The sequence below is a fragment of the Actinocorallia libanotica genome, assembly GCF_039525175.1.
Classification (GTDB): domain Bacteria; phylum Actinomycetota; class Actinomycetes; order Streptosporangiales; family Streptosporangiaceae; genus Actinocorallia; species Actinocorallia libanotica.
In genome coordinates, this window is record NZ_BAAAHH010000010.1 from 152362 (window position 1) to 171079 (window position 18718).

17 protein-coding genes are annotated in these 18718 nt (G+C 72.2%); 11 read left to right on the plus strand and 6 right to left on the minus strand.

Features of this window, described 5'->3' with window-relative positions:
- Nucleotides 1-235 precede the first annotated feature (235 nt).
- A complete protein-coding gene (locus tag ABD140_RS15145) occupies nucleotides 236-1234 on the minus strand; it encodes a zinc-dependent alcohol dehydrogenase family protein (RefSeq protein WP_344241136.1) in 999 nt (332 codons plus the stop codon).
- A 145-nt stretch (nucleotides 1235-1379) separates the two neighbouring features.
- Between ABD140_RS15145 and ABD140_RS15150 the strand changes: the two genes are divergently transcribed.
- From ABD140_RS15150 to ABD140_RS15175, 6 genes are all read left to right on the plus strand, one after another.
- Nucleotides 1380-1721 (plus strand): ArsR/SmtB family transcription factor, encoded by a 342-nt coding sequence (locus ABD140_RS15150; RefSeq protein ID WP_344241138.1) that lies wholly within the window; start codon nucleotides 1380-1382, stop codon nucleotides 1719-1721.
- 183 nt (nucleotides 1722-1904) lie between these two features.
- Complete coding sequence (locus ABD140_RS15155; RefSeq protein ID WP_344241140.1) at nucleotides 1905-2822, plus strand: hypothetical protein; 918 nt, start codon at nucleotides 1905-1907, stop codon at nucleotides 2820-2822.
- A 283-nt stretch (nucleotides 2823-3105) separates the two neighbouring features.
- Nucleotides 3106-4011 carry an aminoglycoside phosphotransferase family protein gene (locus ABD140_RS15160; RefSeq protein ID WP_344241142.1) on the plus strand — a complete coding sequence of 302 codons (906 nt, stop codon included), beginning with the start codon at nucleotides 3106-3108 and terminating at the stop codon, nucleotides 4009-4011.
- Between the two features lie 59 nt (nucleotides 4012-4070).
- The gene (gene lexA, locus ABD140_RS15165; RefSeq protein ID WP_344241144.1) at nucleotides 4071-4730 is read left to right on the plus strand and encodes a transcriptional repressor LexA; all 660 of its coding nucleotides are present in this window, start codon (nucleotides 4071-4073) and stop codon (nucleotides 4728-4730) included.
- 246 nt (nucleotides 4731-4976) lie between these two features.
- The gene (locus ABD140_RS15170) at nucleotides 4977-5516 is read left to right on the plus strand and encodes a DUF4352 domain-containing protein (protein ID WP_344241146.1); all 540 of its coding nucleotides are present in this window, start codon (nucleotides 4977-4979) and stop codon (nucleotides 5514-5516) included.
- Between the two features lie 108 nt (nucleotides 5517-5624).
- Complete coding sequence (locus tag ABD140_RS15175; protein ID WP_344241148.1) at nucleotides 5625-7484, plus strand: sulfatase-like hydrolase/transferase; 1860 nt, start codon at nucleotides 5625-5627, stop codon at nucleotides 7482-7484.
- A gap of 25 nt (nucleotides 7485-7509) precedes the next feature.
- Here the strand turns inward: ABD140_RS15175 and ABD140_RS15180 are convergent, their stop codons facing one another.
- Nucleotides 7510-8433 carry a M56 family metallopeptidase gene (locus ABD140_RS15180; RefSeq protein ID WP_344241150.1) on the minus strand — a complete coding sequence of 308 codons (924 nt, stop codon included), beginning with the start codon at nucleotides 8431-8433 and terminating at the stop codon, nucleotides 7510-7512.
- 47 nt (nucleotides 8434-8480) lie between these two features.
- Between ABD140_RS15180 and ABD140_RS15185 the strand changes: the two genes are divergently transcribed.
- The 4 genes from ABD140_RS15185 (at nucleotide 8481) to efeU (ending at nucleotide 12238) form a co-directional block, all read left to right on the plus strand.
- Nucleotides 8481-8870 (plus strand): BlaI/MecI/CopY family transcriptional regulator, encoded by a 390-nt coding sequence (locus ABD140_RS15185; protein WP_344241152.1) that lies wholly within the window; start codon nucleotides 8481-8483, stop codon nucleotides 8868-8870.
- Between the two features lie 166 nt (nucleotides 8871-9036).
- Nucleotides 9037-10152, plus strand: a complete 1116-nt coding sequence (efeO, locus tag ABD140_RS15190; RefSeq protein ID WP_344241154.1) for an iron uptake system protein EfeO — start codon at nucleotides 9037-9039, stop codon at nucleotides 10150-10152.
- Between the two features lie 2 nt (nucleotides 10153-10154).
- Complete coding sequence (gene efeB, locus ABD140_RS15195) at nucleotides 10155-11366, plus strand: iron uptake transporter deferrochelatase/peroxidase subunit (RefSeq protein WP_344241156.1); 1212 nt, start codon at nucleotides 10155-10157, stop codon at nucleotides 11364-11366.
- A gap of 17 nt (nucleotides 11367-11383) precedes the next feature.
- Nucleotides 11384-12238, plus strand: coding sequence for an iron uptake transporter permease EfeU (efeU, locus tag ABD140_RS15200; protein ID WP_344241158.1), 855 nt, complete (start codon nucleotides 11384-11386; stop codon nucleotides 12236-12238).
- A 23-nt stretch (nucleotides 12239-12261) separates the two neighbouring features.
- Here the strand turns inward: efeU and ABD140_RS15205 are convergent, their stop codons facing one another.
- Nucleotides 12262-13281, minus strand: a complete 1020-nt coding sequence (locus ABD140_RS15205) for a CaiB/BaiF CoA transferase family protein (protein WP_344241160.1) — start codon at nucleotides 13279-13281, stop codon at nucleotides 12262-12264.
- 110 nt (nucleotides 13282-13391) lie between these two features.
- On the minus strand, nucleotides 13392-13802 hold the full coding sequence (locus ABD140_RS15210; protein WP_344241162.1) for a VOC family protein: 411 nt from the start codon (nucleotides 13800-13802) through the stop codon (nucleotides 13392-13394).
- A gap of 436 nt (nucleotides 13803-14238) precedes the next feature.
- On the opposite strand from ABD140_RS15210, the gene ABD140_RS15215 reads away from it, so the two are divergent.
- The gene (locus ABD140_RS15215) at nucleotides 14239-17097 is read left to right on the plus strand and encodes a condensation domain-containing protein (protein WP_344241163.1); all 2859 of its coding nucleotides are present in this window, start codon (nucleotides 14239-14241) and stop codon (nucleotides 17095-17097) included.
- A gap of 51 nt (nucleotides 17098-17148) precedes the next feature.
- On the opposite strand, the gene ABD140_RS15220 is transcribed toward ABD140_RS15215, so the two are convergent.
- Nucleotides 17149-18417, minus strand: coding sequence for a cytochrome P450 (locus ABD140_RS15220; RefSeq protein WP_344241165.1), 1269 nt, complete (start codon nucleotides 18415-18417; stop codon nucleotides 17149-17151).
- 1 nt (nucleotide 18418) lies between these two features.
- Nucleotides 18419-18619, minus strand: coding sequence for a ferredoxin (locus tag ABD140_RS15225; protein ID WP_344241167.1), 201 nt, complete (start codon nucleotides 18617-18619; stop codon nucleotides 18419-18421).
- Nucleotides 18620-18718 lie beyond the last annotated feature (99 nt).

Genomic DNA, 18718 nt, shown 5'->3' on the forward strand with positions numbered 1-18718 from the left:
GCGACGCGTAGCCCTCACGTCCGACCTTCGGCGAGGAGGGGGAGGACGGCTCGCAGCCGCACATGGGCGCGCCAGCAACCCGTTCACGCCGACCGGCGCTCTGCCCAGTCCAGATCGCACCGGTCCGGTTCGAGGTGGAGACCGCGCAGAACCGCGTCGCGGGTCGTGCCGGTCCGGTGGACGACCTTCGCGGGCAGCCACAGCGCCCGGGCGGGCGGCGGGGGCGGCGGGTCCGTCAGTGGTCGACCGTGATGACGATCTTGCCTATCTGGGCGCCTGCCTCCATGTAGCGGTGCGCGGCGGCGATCTCGTTCAAGGGGAAGGTGCGGTCCACGACGGGGCGGAAGGCGCCGGTGCGCAGGCCGGAGGAGACGAAGGACTCGGCGCGACGCAGCCGCTGCGGGTCCCGCGTCGTCTCGTGCATGGTGTAGGTGCGCATGTTCAGGGCGGGCATGCCGAGCTCGAACCCCGGATACGGGGTCGGCTCTCCGCTCACCGCGCCGTAGAGGAAGAGCGTGCCGCCGGGCGCGACCGCTCGGGCCAGGTCCACGACACCGGGCCCGGCAACGGCGTCGAAAACGAATTCGGCGCCTCGGCCCGCGGTCAGAGCGAGCACGCGGTCGGCGACGCCCTCCTCGTCGGTGACGATCACCTCGGCCGCCCCCGCCGCGAGCAGCGCGTCCTTCTTGGCGCGGCTGCGCGTGGTGGCGATGGGCACCGCGCCGATGCGTCGGGCGACCTGTATCGCGGCGAGGCCGACGCTGCTGGAGGCGGCGGTGAGCACGACCGTGTCGCCGGCTCTCATCCCACCGACTTCGACCAGGGCGCCGTAGGCCGTCACGTAAGGCATCCACACCGCCGCGCCCTCGATCGCACCGAGCCCGTCGGGACGGTGGACGACCGCGGCCGCGGGGACGATCGCGCGCTCGGCGTAGACGGCGTACTCGTTCATCGAGAACGCGGGCACCACGCTGACCGCCTGGCCGACCTCGAATCCGACGACCTGCGCGCCGACCGCCTCGACCACTCCCGCGGCCTCGGCGCCGAGACGGCCGGGGAACTCCTTGACCGGCTCGATGTAGTGGCCGCCGCGGAACAACACCTCCGCGCGATTGAGCCCGATCGCGTCCACGCGGATCAGCAGCTCGCCGACACCGGGGTCGCCGACCGGCACGTCCTCCAGCCGCAGTACCTCCGGCCCGCCGTACTCGTGGAACCGCACCGTCGCAACCATCACACGTCCCCTTCGTTCGATGGCGGCGGCACAGGAGCCGCTCCGCCGCTCCTCACCCAAACGCAAAGTACGACGCCTGTCAAACTTTGACCGCCATGGTACTTTGACGGCTGTCGAACGACCTGAAGAGGAGGCCGACGGCCCCATGGCGACAGCACGCCGGAAGACCCGGGACGACCGCGTACCGGACCACCCGGACATCCACACGATCAGCCTTCAGCAGGTGCTCGAAGCCCTGGTCGATCCCGTGCGCCGACAGATCGTCAACGAGCTGTACGCCGCACCGCAGGACCTCGCCTGCGGCACCATCGACCTGCCGGTCAGCAAGTCCACCGCCACGCACCACTTCCATGTGCTGCGCGAGGCCGGACTCATCCGCCAGTACTACGTCGGCACCTCGCGCATGAACGCGCTACGCCGCGAGGAGTTCGACGAAGCCTTCCCCGGCCTCCTCCAGGCACTGGTGGACGGACACCGCCGACCATGACCCCAAAGACCGCGATGGCGTGAGCTCCGCATCGCACGCACCGGATAGGTTGCAGCCTTCCGACCACCCCCTGGAGCCTCCGTGCCGCGCCGCCTTCCCCTCGCAGCCGCCGTCCTGCTCACCGTTCCCTTGATCTCCGCATCCGGTGCGGCGTCAACGGCCTCGGCTCCCCGATGGCAGGTGGTGAAGCGGTTCGACTCGGAACTGGCCTCCGGGCAGGACCAGGCGGTGGCCGTGCTCGGGCCGCGGAACGTGTGGGTCGCCGACGGCCGTATCCACCACTGGAACGGGCGCCGGTGGCGCACCGTACGTCCCAAGACGGCTGGACGGGAGAAGTTCGACAACGTGTTCGGGGCCGGTAAGCGAGTCTGGTTCGTCACCAGGCCGGACCCCACCTTCCAGGACGTCCGGCTGCTCGGTTTCGACGGCCGCCGCTGGTCCTGGGCTCCGGAACCGCGACGGGGCGGCCTGGCGCAGAACGTGGGCGCGCCCCTCGCGCTGCCCGGCGGCGATGTCTGGTGGCCTGGCAATCCGTCGTTGCCCTCGGTGCGACGTCTGCGTGCCGGAACCTGGAAGACCTTCCAGCCGCCTCTGTACACCTACACCGTTGACGGCCGCCGCTCCGGCGACCTTTGGGCGGTCGGAGAGGCCTTCGACCAGAAGGAGCCCCATCCCTTCATACCGGCTGCCGCCCATTGGAACGGCAAGCGCTGGCGTCCCGCCCGCCTCCCGAAGGTCGCCGAAGGCATGCTGCGTTCCGTCACGGTCGTCTCCACCCGTGACGTCTGGGCCGTGGGAAGGTCCTCCGGCGGACGCTCGCCCCGCCCCCTGGTCCTGCACTGGAACGGCCGCACCTGGAGCCGGATCCCCGCCCCGCGGCTGGCCGAACCCACGCTCCGCACCGTCGCCCCCGACGGCCGCGGCGGCATCTGGACGGCCTCCGCCACCCACCTCGCCCATTACTCCGCGGGCCGCTGGACCACTGTCCGAACACCCCCCGGCACCGACGAGATCACCCTGGTCCGCACGCCCGGTTCCACCACCATCTGGGCCCTGGCCGTCTCCTACGACCACGCCACCCTCCTGCGCCACCGCGGATGAGGAGCATCAGAACGAAACGCCACGACGGCACCGAACCCGAACGCACCTGCCTCGCCGAACCGGCGAAGGCCCTGCGCTGAACGGGTTCGCACAGGTCGCCTTCCCGCACCGTCGTGCCGCGTCGCGCGTCTTCTGCGCCGCCGTGCGGTAGTTGGACTTGGCCGCCTTGATCGTTCGGAGGTCGTGAAGGGGCATCGTTCCTGGTAACAACCCTGAAGTAGCGGCGGAAGCCGAGGCCGGCGAGAGGGGGAGGGAAGTGGCGAGGGAAAGCGCGACCGCCCGAATGAGCTGGTGGAATCTGCCGGAGGGTCTGCGCGCACAGGTCACGGCGGCGCTCGGAGCCGCGCCCGTCTCCGAGGAGATCCAGACCGGGGGGTTCTCTCCCGGTGTGGCCTCCCGTCTCACGCTCGTGGACGGTCGTCGCGTTTTCGTCAAGGCGATCAGTCCCGCGCGGAATCCGGTGGCGCCCGACCTGTACCGGAGAGAGCTGTCGGTGATGCGGCGCATGCCCGAGCATCTCCCCGTACCGCGTCTGCTGTGGGCGCAGGACGACGGCGACTGGGTGATCCTGGCGATGGAATGCATAGACGGCCGCATGCCGGAGGAGCCTTGGTCGCCCGATGAGCTGGATCGGGTCGTCGGCGCTGTGGACGAGCTGGCCGCTGCGCTGTCTCCGGCGCCGATGCGGTTGAGGCCCCTGGTCGAGGACCTCGCCGAGAACTACACCGCCTGGCGGACCTTCGCCGAACGCGGAGCCGATCCGGCGCTGCCGTCGTGGGCGGTGCGGAACGTCGGCCTGCTCGCCGCCTTGGAGGCGGGCTGGACGCGGGCCGCGGCGGGGGAGTCGATGGTCCACTCGGACCTGCGGGCCGACAACCTCCTGCTCACTTCGGACGGAGGAGTCTCGGTGGTCGACTGGTCCTATGCGGTGGCGGGAGCGCCCTGGTTCGACCTGTTGACGCTGCTGGTTTCAGCGGCGGCGACGGGCACCGACCCGCAGCGGGAATGGGAGAAGGCCGATGTCGCCCGTGGAGCCGGGGAGAACGAGGTGAACGCCGTTCTGGCCGCGATGGCGGGGGACTACCTGTCGTCATCGCTGCTCCCGGCCCCGTCGAACATGCCGGGGCTGCGCGCTCACCAGGGGGAGAAGGGGCGGGCTGCTTTGATCTGGCTGCGGCACCGTCTTTGAACCGGGGAAGGGGCTGCTTTTCCGGGTCGGTTCGAGGGGTGGGGCCTATGATTCGGCTGGTGAGCGCCTATGACGAGTTCGGCCTGTTCGAGGATCTGGACGTAGCGGGTCTGCCGGAGCGGCAGCAGCGGATTCTGGTGGTGATCCGGGAGTGGGCGGCTCGGCACGGGTATGCGCCGAGTGTGCGGCAGATCGGCGACGCGGTGGGGCTGCGGTCGTCCTCCTCGGTGTCGAGGCATCTGGCGAGCCTGGAGGAGAAGGGGTTCCTGCGGCGGGGCGCGGGCCTGGCACGGCCGATCGACGTGCGGGCGTTCCTGGCGGGGGCGCGGCCGTCGGAGCAGGGTGACTCGGTGGTCGTGCCGGTGGTCGGCGACATCGCCGCGGGCGTTCCGATCGCGGCGGACGAGCACGTCGACGAGTTGTTGAGGCTGCCTCGCGGGCTGACCGGGCGCGGGACGGTGTTCGCGCTGCGGGTGCGCGGGGACTCGATGGTCGACGCGGCGATCTGCGACGGCGACACCGTCGTGGTGCGCCGGCAGCAGGAGGCGCATTCGGGGCAGATCGTGGCCGCGATGATCGACGGGGAGGCCACGGTCAAGGTCTACCGGCGCCGCGACGGCCACGTTCTGCTCGAGCCGCGCAACCCCGCCTACGAGGTGATCGACGGCGATCGGGCGGCCGTGCTGGGCGTCGTCGTCTCGGTCCTGCGCACCCTCTGACCCGGGCCCTTCCGACTCGGGCCCCTCCGGCGAGCGCCTCGCCGTGTTCCGGGCACGTGGCATCCGAAGGGGAGTGGCACTGGCGTCTTCCAAAATTGGATGAAAACTGAAGTCACAAATGTTTTATGCTGTGCGGGTCTGGCCGTTGCGATGCGTGCAACGGTATGGTCACAAACATTCTGCTGGTGGCACCCGGCATCGCCCGTACGGCGCCCAAGGGCGGCCGCCACCCCTAAGGAGACCCCCATGCACCCCTCCCTCCGCGTCCTGCCCGTCGCCCTGGCCTGCCTGCTGGTCACCGCGTGCGAGGCGGCCGAGACCACCTCCGCGCCCCCCGGCGAGGGCGAGCGGAGCGCGCAGGTCCGCCGGGAGGAGAAGCCCGCGCCCAAGGTGGCGGGGATCGGTGCTCGGGTGAAGGACGGGAAGTTCACCTTCAAGGTCACCAAGGCCGGGAACGGGCCCGCCACGCTCGGTGACTCCTTCCTCAGCCACTCCCCGCAGGGCCGCTTCTACCTCGTGTACGTCACGGTGAAGAACCACGGCAACAAGCCGCAGTACTTCCTCGGCGACGCCCAGAAGCTGCTCGCCGGCGAGAAGGAGTTCTCCGCCGACGGGGAGGCCGCCATCTACCTCAAGGACAGCAAGTCCCTGTTCGAGGAGATCAACCCGGGCAACACCGTCAAGGGCGTCATCGTCTACGACATCCCCAAGAAGGCGAAGCCGACCGCGATCGAGCTGCACGACTCGGTGCTGTCGGGCGGGGCGACCGTCTCCCTGGCGAAGTGAGCTCGTGATCGTCGCCGAGTCCACATGCGGCCGTTGACATCCACCGCTCGCGCAGGGCATCTGAGATCAACGATGTCCGGGCTTGATCGCCTTAATGGGTGGAAACAGATGAGTTCTTTTGAGGTGTCGCGCAGGCATGTGCTGGCGGCGGGGGCGGGCGGGCTTCTCGCGGCGGGCCTGCCCGACCGGGCCGGGGCGAGGGCGCGGAGGCCGAACATCCTGTGGCTGGTGAGCGAGGACAACAATCCGTTCATCGGCGCCTACGGGGATCCGCTGGCGCGCACGCCCACGCTCGACCGCCTCGCCCGGGAGGGGGTGCGGTACGAGAACTCCTTCTCCAGCGCTCCGGTCTGCGCGCCGTCGCGGTTCGCGATCCTCACCGGGATGCCGCCGGAGAGCTGCGGGCCCGCGCAGCACATGAGAGCCGAGGGGGGCATCCCCGCCTTCCTCCGCGGGTATCCCGAGTATCTGCGCGAAGCGGGCTACTTCTGCACGAACAATGAGAAGACCGACTACAACGCGCCCTTCCGGCCCGCCGAGGTGTGGAACCTGTCGGGGCCCTTCGCGCACTGGCGGCGGCGGCCGAAGGGCGCACCGTTCCTCTCGGTGTTCAACACGAGGATCACCCACGAGACCGGCCTGTTCTTCACCGCCTCGGGGCGGACCCGGCCCGAGGACGTGCGGGTGCCCGCCTACCTGCCCGACACCCCGCGCATCAGGGCCGACCGCGCCCGCTACCACGACCTCATGGCCGAGATGGACTCCTGGGTCGCCAAGCGCCTGGACGAGCTGGAGAAGGACGGCCTGGCCGACGACACGATCGTCTTCTACTACTCCGACAACGGCGGCGCCCTGCCGCGCAGCAAACGCCACTGCTACGACAGCGGCCTGCGCACCGCCCTGATCGTCCGCTTCCCCGAGAAGTGGGCGCACCTGGCGCCGGCCGCGCCGGGCTCCGTCGTCACCGAGCCCGTCACCTCCCTCGACCTGGCCCCCACGGTGCTCGACCTGGCCGGACTCCGGCCCCCCGCCCACATGCGCGGCACCCCCCTGACCGGCCGGAGCCGCCCCGCCTACGCCTTCGCCGTGCGCAACCGCATGGACGAGCGCTACGACATGGTCCGCACCGTCCGCGACGAGCGCTACCGCTACATCCGCAACTACAGCCCGCACCGCCCCTGGGGCCAGCACCAGGCCTACGCCTGGCAGCAGAAGGGCTACCAGGACTGGGAGCAGGCGCACCTCGACGGCACCCTCACCGACGTCCAGGACCGGTTCTGGCGGGCCAAGCCCGCCGAGGAGCTCTACGACCTGCGCGCCGACCCCGACGAGGTGGACGACCTCGCGCGCGACCCCGCCCACCGCGCCGTCCTCGACCGGCTCAGCAAGGCCCTCGACGCCCATCTCCTGGCCGTCAACGACAACGGGTTCATCCCCGAAGGCTCCCCGCTGGAAGGCTACGACCAGAGCCGCGCCCCCGGCGCCTACCCGCTGCGCCGCGTCATGGACGTCGCCGCGACCGCCATCCGCCGCGACCCCGCCCGGCTGCCCTCGCTCACCCGCGACCTGGCCGACGGCAACGAGGCGGTCCGCTACTGGGCGGCCTCCGGTCTGCTCATGCTCGGCGAGGACGCCGCCCCCGCCGCGAAGACCCTGGCCGGACGCCTGGAGGACGAACCATCACCCCAGGTCCGCGTGGTGATCGCCGAGGCCCTGGCCGGCCTGGGCCGCGCCACGGAAGCGGTGCCCTTCCTGGCCGGGACCCTGGACCGCCATCCCGACCCCAGAGTCCGCCTGCAGGCCCTCAACGCCCTCACCTACCTCGGCGACGCCGCCGAGCCCGCCCTCCCCGCGATCGAACGCGCCGCGTTCTCCACCGACGAGTACCTGCGCAACGCCGGACGCTATCTCTCGCTCGTGCTCCACAACGCCTACCGCCCCAAGAACTGGGTCTACATCCCCTTCTGACCGGCGGCGGCGGGCACCCCAGCCGTCAGCGCGCCGGAGCCGCTGCCTGGTGGGCCGATCGCAGGAGCTGCTGGAGGTCCACGGCGGCCTCACCGGTCCACACGAGGGAGCTCGCGGCCAGGGCGAGCGGCAGCAGGGCCGCCCAGGGCAGGAGCAGCCTGCGGTCCGGGGTGAGCAGCGAGGTGACGCGGCGGGGGACGGAGCCGGGCCGGGCCATGTGCAGGCCGGGGGAGGCCGCCGCCTCGCGGGTGGCCAGGGCGGCCGCGGCGATGGCCTTCGCGACGGTGCGGCGGTCGCCGATCGCGGCGGCCGCCCGTTCGTCGGCGTCGCGTTCGACGAGGTGGGCGACCCGCTGCGAGACCCAGCGCAGCGCGGGATGGAGGGCGCCGGCGAGGTCGGCGAGCAGCACCAGCCGGTGGTGCCGTCCGTCCAGGTGCGCCTGCTCGTGCGCCAGCAGCGCCGCGTACTGGGCGTCGGTGAGCCTGTCGCGCATGCCGCTGGTGACGACGATCCGCCCCGGCCGGCCCGGGACGGCGAAGGCGTCGGGGGCGGCCCGGGGCAGGAGCACCACCCGCTCGCCGCCGGGCAGCGGCGCGAGGGTCCTGATCACCGCGTGCCCGCGCCGGTGGCGCCGCCAGACCCGGCCCGCCGCGGCGGCGCAGCAGGCGAGCAGGGCGGCCGAGAGCCACGACACCCACGGGACGTGCGCGGTGTCGGCGGTCACGGTGCCGTGCGACAGGCCGAAGTAGGCGTCGACGGCGGGGATCTCGGCGACCGCCTTGACGCAGAAGAGGGCGAGGTTGGCCGCGGAGGCGAGCGCGGCCCCGCCCGCGGACCAGGCGAGCGCCGCCGCTCCGGCGCCGGGCCGCAGCCTGCCCGCGACGAGGGCGGCGGCGGCCACGACGAGCAGCGGCGCGACCAGCACTGACCAGACGAAATGATCGAACACGCAGCCAGTTTGCCACCACGCCGGGGATGCGCCGGTAGAGTCGAAAGGTGAGCCTTTTCCCGTCATCCGACCCTGAACGGGGGAGCGGGCGGCGGCGGGCGGGCCAGCTCGAAGGGCAGATCGTCACGGTGCTCACCCGGGCCGGCCGCGGCCTGACCCCCGGCGAGGTGCGCGACCGCCTTCCCGAGCTGTCCTACAGCACGGTCGTCACCATCCTCACGCGCCTGTACGACAAGGGCGCCGCCACCCGCCGCCGCGACGGGCGCGCCTACCGCTACGAGGCGGTCGCCGACGCCGCCGCGCTGGTCGCGGGCCGGATGAACCGGCTGCTCACCGAGGAGCCCGACCGCGCCTCGGTGCTGCGCAGGTTCGTCAGCACCCTGGACGAGCAGGACGAGGAGTTCCTGCGCGCCCTGCTCCGCGACTCCGAGGACTGACCCGAGCGTTCTCCCGGGCCTCGGCCCGATCCCGCGTCCCATCCGCCCAGGTCCCCGTACCGCCCGGAGAATTTACACGCTGTAGAAGGTAGGTTAGGCTCACCTATGCCGGAGCGGTCCGCTCCGGCGCGCCCTGCGCCAGTACCTCATTTCTGCGGAGACCCCCTTGCGCTCCCTGCCCCTGCTCGCCCTGACCGGAGCCGCCGCGCTGTCCGCGCTCACCGCCTGCGGCGCCTCCGACCCGGCGGCCGACCCCGCGGCGCTCACCGTCGTGTCCACCGACACCGAGTGCGAGGTCTCCCGGACCGACCTGACCGCCGGTTCGCACACCTTCACCCTGGTGAACAAAGGCTCCAAGGTCACCGAGGTCTACTTCTACGCGCCCGACGGCAAGATCATCTCCGAGAAGGAGAACATCGGCCCCGGCACCAGCTACGACATCACCGTCAGCCTCCCCGCGGGCGACCAGCAGATCGGCTGCAAGCCCGGCATGGTCGGCGACGGCATCCGGCAGGACGTGAAGGTCTCCGGCGAGGCGGCCGCGCTCGACCCGCGCCTGGTCAAGGCGGTCGCCGACTACCGGCTCTACATCGACGCCCAGGTGGCCGACACCGTGTCGGTGAGCGAGAAGTTCGTCGCCGCGGTGAAGGCGGGCGACATCGAGAAGGCCAAGGAGCTGTACGCGCCCTCCCGGTTCGGCTGGGAGAGCGTCGAACCCGTCGCGGAGTCCTTCGGCGACCTCGACCCGAAGATCGACGCCCGCGAGGCCGACCTCACCGACGAGGAGAAGGCGGGCTGGTCCGGCTGGCACAAGCTGGAGAAGGCGCTGTGGGAGGACGGCTCGGCCAAGGGCATGGAGGCTGTCGGCGACCAGCTCATCACCGACCTGAAGGACCTCCAGGACCGGGTCCACACCGTGGACATCACGCCCGCCTCGATGGCCAACGGCGCCAAGGAGCTGCTCGACGAGGTGGCCACCGGGAAGATCACCGGTGAGGAGGAGGCGTTCTCCCACACCGACCTCGTGGATTTCAAGGCCAACCTCGACGGCGCCTCCAAGGTGTTCGAGCTGCTCGCGCCCGTCGTCAAGGAGAAGGACGCCGCTCTGGCCACCGCGCTGGAAGGGGCCTTCGCCGACGTCTACACCGCCCTGAAGAAGCACGAAAAGGGCGACGGCTACGTCTCCTACGACACCGTGGGCGCCGACGAGCGCAAGAAGCTCACCGACGTGGTCAACGCGCTCGGCGAACCCCTGTCCAAGCTCGCCGCCGCGGTCGCCTGACCATGGCCGGACGTCCTCCTGTCAGCCGCCGCGCCCTGCTGGGCGCCGGCGGCGCGGGCGTGCTCGCCGGCGCGGCGGGCCTCTTCCAGGTGGCCCGCACCTCCTCCGGCGAGACCGAGGCCGACCCCGGCGTCATCCCCTTCCACGGTGCCCACCAGGCGGGTATCACCACACCCGTCCAGGACCGGCTGCACTTCGCGGCGTTCGACCTCACCGGCGACGACCCCGAGCGCGTCGTCGCGCTGCTGCGGGAGTGGACGGCGGCCGCGGCGGCGATGACGCGCGGGCTGCCGGTCGGCGGCGGCGCCGTCGGCGGCGCACCGCTGGCCCCTCCGGACGACACGGGGGAGGCCCTCGGCCTGCCCGCCTCCCGCCTCACCCTCACCCTCGGGTTCGGCCCGTCCTTCTTCACCCGGCTCGGGCTGGCCGACCGCAGGCCCGCGGCGCTGGTGGACCTGCCGCACTTCCCCGGTGACAAGCTGGACCCGGCGCGCAGCGGCGGCGACCTGTGCATCCAGGCGTGTGCCGACGATCCGCAGGTCGCGGTGCACGCCGTGCACAACCTCGCCCGCATCGGCTTCGGCACGGTGTCGGTCCGCTGGTCCCAGCTCGGCTTCGGCAAGACCTCCTCCACCACGCCCGACTCCCAGACGCCGCGCAACATGATGGGTTTCAAGGACGGCACCAACAACATCCCCGGCACCGACGAGGCCCTGCTCGGCCGGCACGTCTGGGCCGCGGCCGAGGACGGCGCGCCGTGGATGGCGGGCGGCAGCTACCTGGTGGCGCGTCGTATCCGGATGCACATCGAGACCTGGGACCGCACCTCGCTCGCCGAGCAGGAGGAGGTCTTCGGCAGGTCCAAGGGCGAAGGCGCCTCACCCGGCCGCTCGCGCGAGCACGACCCGGTGATCCTGGAGCGGATGGCGCCCGACGCCCACGTCCGCCTCGCCCACCCCGACGCCAACGCCGGCGCCCGCATGCTCCGCCGGGGCTACTCCTTCACCGACGGCACCGACGGGCTCGGCAGGCTCGACGCGGGCCTGTTCTTCCTCGCCTACCAGCGCGACATCGACGCGTCGTTCGTCCGGGTCCAGGCGAACCTGCGCGGCGACCGCCTCAACGAATACATCCAGCACGTGGGCAGCGGCGTGTACGCCGTTCCCCCGGGAGTCCGCGAGGGCGGCTTCTGGGGGGAGACCCTCTTCTCCTAGCCGTCCCGGAGGCGTCCATGTTCCTCGGCAACTACCTCATCGGCCTCCGCGAGGGCCTGGAGGCTGCCCTGGTGGTGAGCATCCTCATCGCCTACCTCGTCAAGACCGGCAACCGCCGCGCGCTCGTCCCGGTCTGGGCGGGCGTGGCGGCGGCGGTCGCGGTCAGCGTCCTGTTCGCGCTGGTGCTGCAGACCCTCATCGCGCAGGAGAGCCACTTCAAGATCCAGGAGCTGGTCGGCGGCGCGCTGTCGATCGTCGCCGTCGGGCTCGTCACCTGGATGGTCTTCTGGATGCGCAGGGCCTCCCGGGGCATCAAGGCCGAGCTGGAAGGACGGCTGGACGAGGCGCTCGACCTCGGCCCCGCCGCCCTGGCCTTCGTCGCCTTCCTGTCGGTCGGCCGGGAGGGCCTGGAGACCGCGCTCTTCCTGTGGACCAACATCGCCCACTCCTACGTCTCCCCCGCCCAGTCGGTCGGAGGCGCGCTCGCCGGGCTGGCCACGGCCGTCGTCCTCGGTCACCTGCTCTACCGCGGCGGCATGTCGCTGAACCTCGGCAGGTTCTTCACCTGGACGGGCGGCGCCCTGGTGCTGGTCGCCGCGGGCGTGCTCGGCTACGGCTTCCACGACCTCCAGGAGGCGGACGTCCTCCCCGGCCTCGACGCCGTCGCCTTCCAGCCGTCGCTCCTCTTCGGCGACTGGGGCCGTCCGGGCGAGTGGCTCCAGACCTTCCTGCACGGCATCTTCAACCTGACGCCCACCGTCACCTGGCTCCAGGCCGCCGTCTGGCTGGCCTACGCGGTACCCGTCCTCTACCTCTTCCTGCGCCCCTCCGCGTCCAAGTCCGCCTCTCCCGCGGCCCCCGCGAACGCCTGAGCGAGGACGTTCCCGGCCGGGTGTCAGTCTGTGAGGCGCCAGCCCTCGCCCCGGTGCTCGTCCAGTTCCGGAGCCGTTCCCTGCGAGGGGTTGGGCTGGTTCGCCGTCCGTATCGGTCCCGTCCCGATGCCCCTCGCGCGGAAGTGCTCGTGCGCGAGCATCTCCGTCCGGGTCAGGACGGGCGCCACCGGCGCGCCTTCCCTCGACAGCCGCGCGAGCGCTTCGTCCCGGGTGAGGGCCGCGACCGCGTCGGCGATCCGGCCGTCGAGCTCCTTCAGCCGCTCGAACCGCTGCAGGAACGGGACGTCCGCGTGCCGTTCGAGGCCGAGCGCCCGGCAGGTCGCCGCCCACAGCGCCTGTTCGGAGACGACGCCGAGGGCGATCGTGCGCCCGTCCTTCGTCGGATAGATCCCGTATCCCGGGACGGGCGCGTCGGCGTCGGTCATGTTGGGCGAGGTCTCGACCCAGTCGGCCAGCACGTCCGCCATGGCGAGGTCGATCCGCTCGCCGGCGCCGGTCTGTCGCGCCTTCAGCACGGCCGCCGTGATCGCGAACGCCGCCATCGTCGCCGCCGCCATGTCGGCGACGGCCAGTTCCGCCCCCGCCGCCGTGGTGTCCTGGGCGAGAGCGCCCGCGTAGGCGCGGTAGTTGACGTCGTGTCCCGGCACGTCGACCAGCGGCCCTTCGGCGCCGTATCCGGAGATCGAGCAGTAGACGAGCGCGGGCGCGGCCTCCCGGAGCCGGGCGTACCCGACGCCCAGCCGGTCGGCTACACCCGGCCGGAACCCCTCGACGAACACCTCGGCGTCCTTCGCCAGCTCCAGGCACCGCGCGAGCCCCGCGTCGGTCTTCAGATCGAGTTCGACGCTGCGCTTGTGCCGGTTCAGCACGTCGAAGTGGTCGCGGAAGACCCGCATCGGCTCCCCGCCGGGCGGCTCGACCTTGACGACGTCGGCGCCGAGCCGCCCGAGCAGCTGCGTCGCGTACGGCCCCGGCCGCCACATCGTCAGATCCAGCACCCGCAGGCCGTCCAGAAGTCCCATGCCCGCCACCTTATGCAAGCAACCGCTTGGTCGGCTATCGGGGAATCCGGCCGGGTGCCGCGGAGGCCGCCTCCGCGGCCGTCACCACCGCCCGGCGGGCGCCGGGCGGCTCAGCGGGTCTCTTGGATGCGGACCATGTTGCCCGCGGGGTCGCGGAAGGCGCAGTCGCGGATCCCGTAGGGCTGCTCGATCGGCTCCTGGGCGACCTCGGCGTTGCCGGCCTGCAGCTTCTCGAAGACGGCGTCGAGGTCGGGGGCGGCCAGGATGATGCTGGCGTAGGTGCCCTTGGCCATCATCTCGGCGATGGTGCGGCGCTCGTCCTCGGTGATGCCGGGATCGGCGGCGGGCGGGTGCAGGACGAGGGACGTGCCGGGCATCCCGGGGGGTCCGACCGTGATCCAGCGCATCCCGTCGTATCCGACGTCCTTGCGGACCTCGAAGCCGAGGGCGTCGCGGTAGAAGGCCAGGGAGGCGTCCGGGTCGTCGTGCGGAAGGAAGGCCTGGTGAATGGTGATGTCCATGACGGTCACGCTAGGCGCGGTCCGGCCTCCGGCGCTTCTCGATTCCTGATCGATCCGAGCCGTCGGCCCGCGCTGATCGTGCTTCTCGCTCAGGAAGGCGGGCTTCGGTTCGACGATCCGGTCTCCGCCCATGTTCGCGGGGTTCCCGACGGGAAGAAGGTCACCATCGCGGAATTGCTGGCGATGCGCAGCGGGCTCGCCGACTACACGAACCAGAACCCCTCCTACGCCACCGCGGCCGCCGGAGGTCCTCAAGGAGGTCTGCACCGCGCCGGCGCCGGCGCCCGCCGGATAGATCATCCCGGCGAACGCCACCGCGACCTGTTCGTCCTGGTTCATGCTGGGAAAGCAGGAGGCTCCACTAGTTCCGGCCTTCTGGACGAACTGGAACAATCCCAGATCGATGCGCTGTGGAACTCGAAGAGTGGAACGACCTATGAGGACCTCGAAGAAGCCGTCCAATCTGGAGGACGTGCTGCCGCTGGCGCCCCTCCAGGAGGGTTTGTACTTCCATGCGCTCTGCGATGGCGACTCCGACGTCTACTCCGCCCAGGTGGTCCTCGACCTGGACGGGCCGCTCGACGCCGGGCGGCTGCGCGGCGCCACCGAGGCCGTCGTGCGCCGCCACGCGAACCTGCGCGTCTCCTTCCGGCAGCGCAAGCAGGGCGATCCGGTGCAGGTGGTGCACCGGGAGGTCAGGGTGCCGTGGGAGGAGGCCGACCTGTCGGCCGATCCCGGCGCCGTCGACGCGCTGGCCGAGCGGGAGAGGAGGCACCGCTGGGACCTCACGCGGCCGCCGCTCATCCGGTTCGTGCTCGCCCGGCTCGGGGCCGGGCGGCACCGGCTGATCTGCACCAACCACCACCTGCTGCTCGACGGCTGGTCCACCCCGGTCCTGACCACCGAGCTGTTCGCGCTGTACCTCGGCGGGGGAGACGAAGGGGTGCTGCCGCGCGTCACCCCCTACAAGGCCTACCTCGCCTGGCTGGCCCGGCAGGACCGGGAGGCCGCCGCCGCGGCCTGGTCCGCGGCGCTCGACGGGGTCGTGGAGCCCACCCTCATCCGGCCGGAGGCGGCGGGGCCCGCGGTCCCGCCGGAGCTGGTCGAGCTGCGGGTGGACGCCGGGACCAGCGCCGCGCTCACCGCGCGCGCCCGCGCCGAGGGCGTCACCCTCAACACGGTCCTCCAGCTCGCCTGGGGCCTGGTCCTCGGCTGCGAGACCGGCCGCGGCGACGTGGTCTTCGGCGGAGTGGTGTCGGGGCGGCCGCCGGAGCTGCCCGACGTCGCCTCCATGGTCGGCCTGCTCATCAACACGCTGCCCGTCCGGGTCCGGACCCGGCCCGCCGACACCGTGCGCGAGGCGCTGCGGCGGCTCCAGGACGAGCAGATCGAGCTGATGCCGCACCAGCACCTGGCGATCGCCGAGATCCAGCGGCTCACCCCCGCGGGAGTCCTGTTCGACACGATCACCGTGCTGGAGAACTACCCCTACGACCCGGCGTCCGAGGGCGCCGACCTGGACGGGCTCAAGGTCACGACGGCGGGCGGCTACGACGCCACCCACTACCCGGTCGCGCTGGCCGCCGTCCCCGGCGAGCGGCTGCTGCTGCGCATGGACTACCGGCCCGACCTGTTCGACGCCGCTCAGGCGCGGCGGCTGACCCGGCGGCTGGAGCGGGTGTTCCGGCTGATCGCCCACGCGCCGGACACGCCCGTCGGCCGGATCGACCTGCTCGACCCCCAGGAGCGCGAGCCGGTCGTCACCGGCGGGAGCGCCGCCGAGGACGGGAGGGCCGGGCGGCGGGCCTACGTGCTGGACCCGGCGCTGCGGCCCGTCCCGGAGGGGGTCGTCGGCGAGCTGTACCTGGTGGGGGACGGCCTGGAGCACACGGCCGGGGGACGTCCCGGGCCGGTGGCGGAACGGTTCGTCGCCTGCCCGTTCGGGGCGCCCGGCGAGCGGATGTACCGGACGGGGGAGCTGGTCCGCCGCACCGCCGACGGGTCGCTGGAGCGCACCGCGCCCGCCCGCGGGGAACGTTCCGGCGACAGACGCCTGGTCGCCTACATCGTGCCCGCGAACGGCCTGGAGCCGGATCGGGAGTTCACCGAGGAGCTGCGCCGGTTCGCCGCCGAGCACCTCCCGTCGTACATGGTGCCGTCGGCGTTCGTGCTCCTGCCGGAGTTCCCGCTCACCCCGAACGGCAAGCTCGACCACAAGGCGCTGCCCGCCCCCGGTTTCGGGCTCGGCCTGGCGGGCCGCGATCCCGAGGGTCCGGAGGAGGAGCGGCTCGCCGCGCTGTTCGCCCAGGTCCTCGCCCTGCCGAAGGCGCCGGCCGACGTCAGCTTCTTCGCCCTGGGCGGCGACTCGATCCGCGCGATGCGGCTGTCGGGCCTGGCGCGCTCGGCGGGGATCGAGCTGTCCCCTCGGGCGATCTTCACCCACCAGACCGTGGAGGCGCTGGTCGCCGCCCGCGGCGGGGCCCAGGACGACGACCTCGGCCTCGGCGTGCTCCTGCCGATCCGCGCCGCGGGCGGCCGGCCGCCGCTGTTCTGCCTGCCGCCCGCGGGCGGCCTGGCCTGGCCCTACTTCGGGCTGCTCCCGCACCTGCCCGCCGACCAGCCCGTCTACGGACTGCAGGCGCGCGCCTTCCTGGACGCCGGCGAACCCCTGCACGGGTCGGTGGAGGAGGCGGCCCGCGACTACGCGGCGCACCTGCGGGGCGTCCAGCCCCGAGGCCCCTACCACCTGGCGGGCTACTCCCTCGGCGGTGTCATCGCCTACGAGGTCGCCCGGCAGCTCCAGGCGGCGGGAGAGGAGGTCGCGCTCCTGGCGCTGATCGACTCCTTCCACTCCCAGGACCTCGTCCTCTCCGAGCAGGAGATCATCCCCGAGCTGCTGGAGGCGGCCGGGATCTCCGAGGAGATCGCCGGAGACCGGCACGCGCCGGACGTCCCCCGGATCATGGCCGCCCTCCAGGAGAGGGGCAGCGCCTTCGCCAGCCTCGACGACCACGGCCTCATCGCCCTGTACCGCAACTACGAGAACGGCCTCCGGATCGCGGGCGAGTACACCCCGGGCCCCCTCGACGGCGACATCGTGTTCTTCACCGCCCTCCGCGGCCGCACCGCCGACTCCCTGACCGGCGAGGCCGACTGGGGCCCCCGCATCAGCGGCAAGGTCGAGAACCACGAGCTGGACGTCGAGCACCGGTTCCTGATGGAGCCGGCGCCGCTCGCGGAGATCGCCGAGGTGATCGCGTCCAGGCTCGCTCCGGCCCGCGGTCCCCGCCCCTGACGGACGGTCCGCTCCCGGCGGACCGTCCGCCCCGCGGCGGACCGGACGCCTTCAGCCGATCCGCAGGGGAAGCGCGCGGGGGCCGCGGACCTGGCCCACCGACCAGGCGACCGCCGAAGGGTCGGCGAGGGAGAACGCGGGGAGGCGTTCGAGCCAGACCTCCAGGGCGACCCGCAGCTCCATGCGCGCCAGGTGGGATCCGGCGCAGCGGTGGATGCCCAGGCCGAAGGCGGCGTGCCGGTTGGGCTCGCGGTCGATGACGACCTCCCCGGCCCGGTCGAACTGCTCCGGATCGCGGTTGGCGGCGGGGAAGGACAGCAGGACCCAGTCGTCGGCCCTCATGTCCACGCCGTTCCAGTGCATGTCCTCCTTCACCAGCCGCGCCATGGTGACGGGCGCGTAGGCGCGCAGGAACTCCTCCAGGGCGGTGGGCAGCAGCGCCGGCTCGGCGACGAGGCGCTCCCGGTCGGCCGGGGCCTGGGCCAGATGCCACAGGGAGGCGCCGATCGCGCTCCAGGTGGTGTCGATGCCGGCGATGAGCAGCAGGCCCATCGTGCCCACGACATGGGACGGGTCGAGCTTGCGCCCGTCGAGTTCGGCGTCGATGAGGTAGGACGTCAGGTCGTCCCGCGGACGGGCGACGTGGTCGTGGATCTGCTCCCGCAGGTAGTCGAACAGCTTCCCCATCCGCGCGCCGCGCTCGTCGGGGGGCAGGTTGGCGCCTTCGAGCGCGCTCTCGACGAACTCGCGGAAGCGGGGTCCGTCCTCGGGCGGGAAGCCGAGCATGTCGGCGATGACCCGTACGGGGATGTGCTGCGCGTAGTCGCGGGCGGCGTCGACGACGTCCCGCCCTTCGAGGGCGTCGATGAGCGAGTGGCAGAACGCCCGCGTCGACGGCTCGTAACGGGAGACCGCCGACCTGGTGAAGGCCGGGAGCAGCAGTCTGCGCGCCCCCTGGTGGAACGGCGGGTCGGAGGAGATCGGCGGCACGGTGCCCACCGGGGCGAGTTCGCGCGGCGGCCGGAAATTGCTCACGATGATCGACCGGGAGCTGAAGCGCTCGGTGTCGTAGGCGATCGCCGCGACGTCCTCGTAGCGGGTGGGCAGCCACCCGCCGCCGAACCGCTCGGTGCGCGCGATGGGGCAGCTCCGCCGCAGCTCGTCCTGGACGGCGTAGGGATCGGCGGCCCACGCGGGCTCCAGATGGGAGAAGTCGGTGGCCCAGTCCGCGACGGGGCCCTCGATGACCTCGTTGCGGATGCCGCGCGGCGGCCCCTCTTCTCCGCGTTTGAGATCGCGGAAGCGGTCGTCGGCGCTCATGTCATGCCTCCTGGACGAGGTCGATCGCGTGTTCGGGGCAGTTGGCCGCCGCCCGGCGGGCCTCCTGCTCCCCGTCCTGCGGGACGGTCCCGTCGCCCAGGACCCTTCCGTAGCCCTCGTCGTCCTCCCCGAACAGCTCCGGAGCGAGGTCGTAGCAGCGGCCGTGACCCTGGCAGAGCCCGGGATCGAGTCGCACCTTCATGCCGTTCCTTCCGCCTTCGCGATGTCCCGCCTTACCGGCGCAGAAGTACTTAAGCACGTCAGATTCCCCGCCGCTCCCGGCTCTCTAGTTTGGTGTCCA